General features: G+C 67.7%; 8 protein-coding genes. 6 read left to right on the top strand and 2 right to left on the bottom strand.

The window, feature by feature from the left end; genetic code table 11:
* The coding region (locus AC16DP_RS41010; protein WP_483956981.1) for a Crp/Fnr family transcriptional regulator at positions 1-626 on the bottom strand (626 nt) is incomplete at its 3' end.
* Positions 627-830: 204 nt separating this feature from the next.
* Here AC16DP_RS41010 and trxB point away from each other — a divergent pair.
* The 6 genes from trxB (at position 831) to AC16DP_RS40980 (ending at position 5,624) form a co-directional block, all read left to right on the top strand.
* The gene (trxB, locus tag AC16DP_RS41005; RefSeq protein WP_483956980.1) at positions 831-1,796 is read left to right on the top strand and encodes a thioredoxin-disulfide reductase; all 966 of its coding nucleotides are present in this window, start codon (positions 831-833) and stop codon (positions 1,794-1,796) included.
* A 31-nt stretch (positions 1,797-1,827) separates the two neighbouring features.
* On the top strand, positions 1,828-3,015 hold the full coding sequence (locus AC16DP_RS41000) for a trans-sulfuration enzyme family protein (protein ID WP_329733999.1): 1,188 nt from the start codon (positions 1,828-1,830) through the stop codon (positions 3,013-3,015).
* Positions 3,012-3,509, top strand: coding sequence for a cyclic pyranopterin monophosphate synthase MoaC (gene moaC, locus AC16DP_RS40995; protein ID WP_329733998.1), 498 nt, complete (start codon positions 3,012-3,014; stop codon positions 3,507-3,509). The genes AC16DP_RS41000 and moaC overlap by 4 nt, the downstream gene beginning before the upstream one ends.
* A 70-nt stretch (positions 3,510-3,579) precedes the next feature.
* Positions 3,580-4,782 (top strand): aminotransferase class V-fold PLP-dependent enzyme, encoded by a 1,203-nt coding sequence (locus AC16DP_RS40990; protein ID WP_329733997.1) that lies wholly within the window; start codon positions 3,580-3,582, stop codon positions 4,780-4,782.
* Positions 4,783-4,858: 76 nt separating this feature from the next.
* Complete coding sequence (locus AC16DP_RS40985) at positions 4,859-5,149, top strand: hypothetical protein (protein WP_329733996.1); 291 nt, start codon at positions 4,859-4,861, stop codon at positions 5,147-5,149.
* Positions 5,150-5,369: 220 nt separating this feature from the next.
* Entirely contained in the window at positions 5,370-5,624 is a 255-nt protein-coding gene (locus AC16DP_RS40980) for a hypothetical protein (protein ID WP_329733995.1), read from the top strand.
* Between the two features lie 43 nt (positions 5,625-5,667).
* On the opposite strand, the gene AC16DP_RS40975 is transcribed toward AC16DP_RS40980, so the two are convergent.
* Positions 5,668-5,829 (bottom strand): hypothetical protein, encoded by a 162-nt coding sequence (locus AC16DP_RS40975; protein WP_329733994.1) that lies wholly within the window; start codon positions 5,827-5,829, stop codon positions 5,668-5,670.
* Positions 5,830-6,678: the final 849 nt, after the last annotated feature.

The raw sequence follows: 6,678 nt of genomic DNA, 5'->3' as shown, positions 1-6,678 counted from the left end.
TCCTGCGTCTCGATGACACCGCGCTGCTCGAGGTCCTTCATCACGCGGCTGACCATTTCGCGGGACGCGCCGACCACCTTGGCCATGTCCTGGCGCGACACCTTGTTGCGGATCAGCAGCGTGCCGTTGGTGTCCTCGGCCATGTCGAGCAGCGTGCGGGCGACGCGGCCGTAGACGTCCAGCAGCGCCAGCGACTCGATCTGGCGGTCCGCCGCGCGCAGCCGCGACACCAGGCCGCGCAGGATGCCGTAGGCCAGGCTCGTCGTTTCGGGCAGGCAGCGCGCGAACTCGGTGCGGCCGAGCACCAGCATGTCGGTCTGCACCTCGGCGCGCACGGTGGCCGAATGGGGCTCGTTGTCGATCAGGCTCATTTCGCCGACATAGTCGCCGGCCTCGAGCACCGCGAGGATCACCTCGCGGCCCCGCGAGTCGGCGGTCAGCACGCGCGCACGGCCGTTGAGCAGGATGAACAGCGCGTTGCTCTTGCGCCCCTGCTCCACCACCAGTTCGCCGCGACGGAAGCGCCGCTTGACCACGGCGTCGGCGATGGCCTGGGCCTGGTCGTTCGTCAGCAGCGAAAACAGCGGCACTCGGCGAATCAGATCGAGATTGGTCAGCATCGACATCGAGGGTCTCCCATCCTGCAGTGGCTTGTCGTAGCGGTCGCGTCGGGCGGATGCCACATCCGTCCGACTCGCAGCAGCGGCGAAGGTCGCCCTTGCCTGGCGAAAGGCTATTGTGCCGACTGGCGGGCTTGCCGTGTCGGGCTTCAGCCCCATGTGACAATCCTGCACCGTCCCGGTCCCCTCCCTTTTCCTGCCCTGCACGACATGACTTCGCCCAACACGCATGCCAAGGTCCTGATCCTCGGTTCCGGACCGGCCGGCTACACCGCGGCCATCTACGCCGCGCGCGCCAACCTGCAGCCCGTCATGTTCTCGGGTGGCCCCACCCTCGAGGACCCCCAGCGCGTGCCCGGCGGCCAGCTGATGATCACCACGGACGTGGAGAACTACCCCGGCTTCCCCGAGGGCATTACGGGCCCGGAGATCATGGAGCGCTTCCAGAAGCAGGCCGAGCGCTTCGGCACCGTCATCCACATGGAGAACGTGGAGAAGGTGGACTTCTCCAAGCGCCCCTTCTTCATCCAGGGCGAGAGCCAGAGCTGCTACTCGGAGACGATCATCATCGCCACGGGCGCGAGCGCGAAGTGGCTGGACGTGAAGGGCGAGGACACCTACAAGAACCGGGGTGTGTCCGCCTGCGCCACGTGTGACGGCGCCTTCTTCAAGAACCAGGACGTGCTGGTGGTGGGCGGCGGCGACACGGCCATGGAGGAGGCTACCTACCTGGCGAAGATCGTCAAGAGCGTCACGGTGGTGCACCGGCGCGACTCCCTTCGCGCCTCGAAGGTGATGCAGGACCGGGCGCTGAACAACCCGAAGATCTCCTTCCTGTGGGACAGCGCCATCGACGAGGTGGTGGGTGACAACAAGGGGATGACGGGCGCGGTGGTGCGCAACCTGAAGACGAACGACACGAAGCTGGTGGCGGCCACGGGCCTGTTCGTGGCCATCGGCCACACGCCCAACACGAGCCTCTTCCAGGGCGTGCTGGAGACGCACCAGGGGGGCTACCTGAAGACGGTGCCGGGCAGCACCCGGACCAACATCCCCGGCGTGTTCGCTTGTGGCGACGTGCAGGACAGCTACTACCGGCAGGCCATTACGGCCGCGGGCACGGGCTGCATGGCGGCCATCGACGCCGAGCGCTGGCTCATCGAGCACGGCGAGTAGGCCCTTCGGGCACGGCTCTCGGGAGACATTCATGAGCACGAAGCGGAAGACGGTGGCGGTGCACGCGGGCTCGCAGCTGACGGGCAGCAAGTCCCAGCCCGTGGTGCCCCCCATCCACGTGTCGGCGGTGAGCTTCTTCGACAGCAGCGACGAGCTGGACGAGGCGCTGGACGGCAAGGACTACGTCTACTCGCGCATCGCCGCGCCCAACGCGGCGCTGCTGGAGGAGGCGGTGGCGGCGTTGGAGGGGGCGGAGGCCTGCGTGGCCTACGCGAGCGGCATGGCCGCCCTCAAGGCCGTCTTCGAGGCGCAGAACCTGAAGGCCGGCGACGGGGTGGTGATGCCGTCGGACGGCTACGGCGTCACCCGGTCGCTCTACAAGAACCTGGCGGCGCGGGCCGGGGTGCGCATCGAGGCGCTCATGCTCACGGACGCGGCGGCGCCCGAGCGCATCGTCGCGCTGCGCCCCAAGCTGGTGCTGGCCGAGAGCGTCACCAACCCGCTGCTGCGCGTGCCGGACATCCGGGCGCTGGCGCGGGCGAGCCACGAGGTGGGGGCGGTGTTGGCGGTGGACGCCACCTTCCCCTCGCCGTACGGGCAGCGCTCGTGCGAGCTGGGGGCGGACTACGCCATCCAGTCCACGACGAAGTGGCTCAACGGGCACAGCGACGCGCTGGGCGGCTCGGTGAGCGGCACGAAGGAGAAGCTGGCGCCGCTGCGGGCCGCGCGCCTGCTGGGCGGTGAGGTGCTGGGGCCCTTCGAGGCGTGGCTCACCCTGCGCGGGGTGCGCACGCTGCCCATCCGAATGAAGGCGCACTGCGAGCACGCGGCCCACGTGGCCAGGCGGCTCTCCGAGTCCCCGCTCATCGAGCGCGTGCACTACCCGGGGCTGCCGGGCCATCCGGACCACGCGGTGGCGAAGCAGGTGCTGGAGGGCGGCTTCGGCGGCATGGTGGCCTTTGACATCAAGGGCGCGGGCCGGCCGGACTGCTTCCGCTTCCTGGAGGCGGTGAAGCTGGCGAGGGCGGCGCCGTCGCTCGGGGACGTGTGCACGCTGGTGATGCACGCGGCGAGCGCGAGCGCGCGGCGGATGACGCCCGAGGAGCGGAAGGCAGCCGGCATCGGCGAGAGCCTCATCCGCGTCTCGGTGGGCCTGGAAGACCCGGATGACATCGCGGACGATCTGCTCGCCGCGGTGTCGGAGGCGATGAAACGGTGAAGATGGTGGACGTGGGCGGGAAGGAGAAGACCGAGCGCGTGGCCGTGGCCACCGCCCGGCTGCGCATGCTTCCCGCGACGCTCGAGCGGATTGTGCGGGGGAAGGTGGAGAAGGGAGACGTCCTGGCCGCCGCCCGTCTGGCCGGAGTGATGGCGGCCAAGCGGACTCCGGACATCGTTCCCCTGTGCCACCCCATCGCGCTCTCCGGGGTGGAGGTGGAGCTGGAGCCCCAGGAGGACGCGCTGGAGATCCGCGTGACGGTGCGCACGGTGGACCGCACGGGCGTGGAGATGGAGGCGCTCACGGCGGCGTGCGCGTCGGCGCTCACGGTCTACGACATGTGCAAGAGCGTGGACCGGGGCATGGTGATGGAGCAGGTGCGGCTGGACCACAAGTCCGGCGGCCGCTCCGGCACGTGGGACCGCGAGCCGGCTCCCGCGAAAAAGTCCGCGGCGAAACCGCGCCGCAAGGCCGCCCGCTCGTCGGGCCGGTAGTCCTGTTCGGAGGGGAAACCCGGGGTCCACGCGGAAAGGACCCCGGGCGCGGGCCGTGTTGGTCAGTGGCATGCCTCCCGCCCAGACCGATACGTTGCTAAAGTGGCGCTCGGAGTTCCCCATCCTCGAGCGCAAGGCCGGCTACCTCATCAACAACTCGCTGGGTGCGATGCCGCGCAAGGCGCGCCAGTACCTCAACGACTACGCGGACCTCTGGGACACCGAGGGCGTGGTGGCGTGGCACTCGTGGCTGCCCATGGTGGCGCAGACGGCGGACCTGCTCGGCTCCATCCTCAACGCGCCGCCGGGCACCATGACGATGCACCAGAACGTGAGCACGCTCATCTCCGTGCTCATCTCGGGGCTGTCCTTCTCGGGCCGGCGCAACAAGGTGGTGCTCACCGAGCTGAACTTCCCCTCGGTCGTCTACAACTGGATGGCCCAGCGCAGGAACGGCGCCCGCATCGAGGCGGTGAAGAGCCGCGACGGCGGGTTGAATGTCGAGACGGAGGACCTGCTCGCCGCCATCGACGACGAGACGCTGGTGGTGTCGCTGGACCTGGTGCTGTTCCGCTCCTCGGGGCTGGTGGACGTGAAACCGGTCATCGAGAAGGCGCACCGGCATGGCGCGCTGGTTGTCCTCGACTGCTACCAGGCCACGGGCGCGGTGCCCATCGACGTGCGGGCGCTCGGGGTGGACTTCCTGGTGGGCGGGAGCGTGAAGTGGCTGTGCGGTGGCCCGGGCGCGGCGTACCTCTACGCGCGCCAGGACCTCATCCCGGACTTCAAGCCGAGGATGACGGGGTGGTTCTCGGACGCGCACCCGTTCGACTTCCACTTCGGGGACGTGGAGTACGCGGCGGACGCGCACCGCTTCATGGGCGGTTCTCCCTCGGTGCCCGCGCTGCACGCGGCGCGCGCGGGTTACGAAATCATCCGCGAGGTGGGTGTGGCGGCCATCCGCGAGAAGTCACTGCGGCAGACGTCCCTGTTGATGGCGCTGGCGGATGAGCAGGGATTGAAGGTGAACACGCCGCGCGCGCCGCACCGCCGGGGCAACACGGTGTGTGTGGACTTCGAGGGCAGCGAGGACGCGTGCCGCCGCCTCATCGAGCAGGGCTTCGTGGTGGACTGGCGGCCCAATGGAGGCATCCGCATCTCGCCACACTTCTACAACTCGGACAGCGAGTGCCGCTCCATCATGGAGGCCATCCGCGAGCTGCGCAGGTCCGGGACGCTCCAGAAGATGCCCACGGGCCTGCGTGCTCACTGAGACGCGGTGGAACGCGGAATGTCCTTCACCACCACGCCGCCTGCATCGATCAGCGGCGTTGTGCCTCTGTACGGAAGTGTGCAGCAGCGACGAGGGCCTGCTTCACCTGCCCGAGTTCACCACCTTCGAGGCCCTGTGGGAGGCCCTTGAGCGCCATCCCCTTGCGCTCAAGGGCGCACGGGACATGGTCGCCGTCTTCGATGACGACGCCCTGGATTGGATCGGGGAACTGGCGGGCGAGACCCAGGTGGAGAACCAGCAGCTGATCCGGCCCGTGGTGGCCAGTCTGGCGCGGCTCTGCCAGTTCAGGGTTCCCTGGTGGTGTTGCCCAGTCGCTGGACCTGACGGGCGGAACGCTCCGTCCTGATGTCCCGCATCCCTGCAGTCGGGTCCACGGAGTCCCTACACTCCGGTTTACGAGCACAGGGGATGGCCACGCCCATCCGGTCGCTCCCAAAGTGCTGGCCAGTACTCGGGCGGGGCGGGCTCGCAGTCTCGTGCCGGCCAGGATACCGTGCGCACCGCATGCAGCGGAGGGCGTGGCGTCGCGCGTTCACGTTCCTCCCTGCACACGGAGTGAAGGGACCATGGACGTCTTCGAGATCCGGGACAACGTCGTCGACCAATACTCTGAGTATGTCGGCAGCTTCGTCACCATCCGCGATGACCGCATCCGCGAGTACGTGAGTGCAGAGATGCACTCAGGCGCGCTCTGGCCGGACCCGCTTTTGCAACTCAACCCTGCCTTCGAGCCGGGCGACAGCTTGGACAGCCTCGTGGCAGGAGGCGAGCTGCACTCCCCTTCCGGCGTTCGTCATTCACGACAGTCCGCGGGAGGCTGATCTCGGTCTGAGCCCATACCATCAACTCTTTCAGTTCGTGCGCTCATTGGAAGAGGCCGCCAAGCAGCCAATCTTCCAGTACATCGTCACGACCACCACCAAGCCTCCTGACGCCCTTTGCAGAAAGCCCTGGCTGGTACTGGAACTTCATGGCGCCCCAGCAGAAGAACGGCTGCTCGGGATCGACCTGTAGAGTCAGGTTCATGCACCGGGCCAAGTCGAGCACCGATTCCGAAGTCAATCGAACACCGATTCCGGGCCGATCTCCCTCATCTACACTGCGCGGTGGCAATCAGGAGGCCAACAACTCCCCTCCGGAAACCCCTCACGGCAGAGGGGCGGAGCGCCGGTGTGCTTGGCGCCGTGCAGCAGCCGTTCAGAGTGCCAACACCTTGGAACGGCGCGGTTGCTCAGGCAGGGGGCCCGTAGGAAGAGCCCAAGAGGCGAGCAAGGCGGGCAGGTCTTGGAACTGACGGGATGCTCTCCTCTAGGCCCAGCACAAACTCGGCACGGCCTCGTCACGAGCGCCGACGACTCGGGCGTGACGTGCGGTCGCGTGCTGAACCGGACTGACCCCGACGCCTTCAGAAACAGGGAAACACTGGCGAAATACGAACAACAATGGAGTGAGTTCCAGACCCTACGTCCCAAGTAGATCCCCACCCACGTTGTCGGGCATGTCGGGGATTGGTGATAGGTCCTGCTCGTAGGAGAGTCCTCCGTTGGAGGCTTTGATGACTTCCTCATTGCTGGTGCTGCTGCTGCTGTCTCAGGCAGGAAGGGCTGACCCCACCTCCGCTGAGGCTGTGACTCCTCCGCTCTTGGCCTCCTCACCGGGAAGGTGGCACTACCTCACGCGCGTGGAGGCCTCCGGGCTGGCGCTGTTGCCGAGCGGCGGGGCCAAAGGGCTGGAGAGCTACGCCCAGGTGACACCCATGCTGATCTTCCACGCACGCTGCTCTCCTTGTCACAGCTCTTTATGTGTGAGCCGTGGGGCTCGGGTTCCAGGCCATTAGTGCCTCAGCGCGGTCCGAAGCGCCGCAAGTCTCGCCAG

This window comes from Archangium sp., assembly GCF_057119385.1.
This window is presented reverse-complemented; position numbering and strand designations above follow the sequence as displayed.

What these genes read in the sequence shown, in the direction of transcription:
- AC16DP_RS40980 (WP_329733995.1), top strand. Translation starts at nt 5,370, where the DNA reads ATGGACGTCTTCGAGATCCGGGACAACGTCGTCGACCAATACTCTGAG.
- trxB (WP_483956980.1), top strand. Translation starts at nt 831, where the DNA reads ATGACTTCGCCCAACACGCATGCCAAGGTCCTGATCCTCGGTTCCGGA.
- AC16DP_RS40990 (WP_329733997.1), top strand. Translation starts at nt 3,580, where the DNA reads ATGCCTCCCGCCCAGACCGATACGTTGCTAAAGTGGCGCTCGGAGTTC.
- AC16DP_RS40975 (WP_329733994.1), bottom strand. Translation starts at nt 5,829, where the DNA reads ATGAACCTGACTCTACAGGTCGATCCCGAGCAGCCGTTCTTCTGCTGG.
- AC16DP_RS41000 (WP_329733999.1), top strand. Translation starts at nt 1,828, where the DNA reads ATGAGCACGAAGCGGAAGACGGTGGCGGTGCACGCGGGCTCGCAGCTG.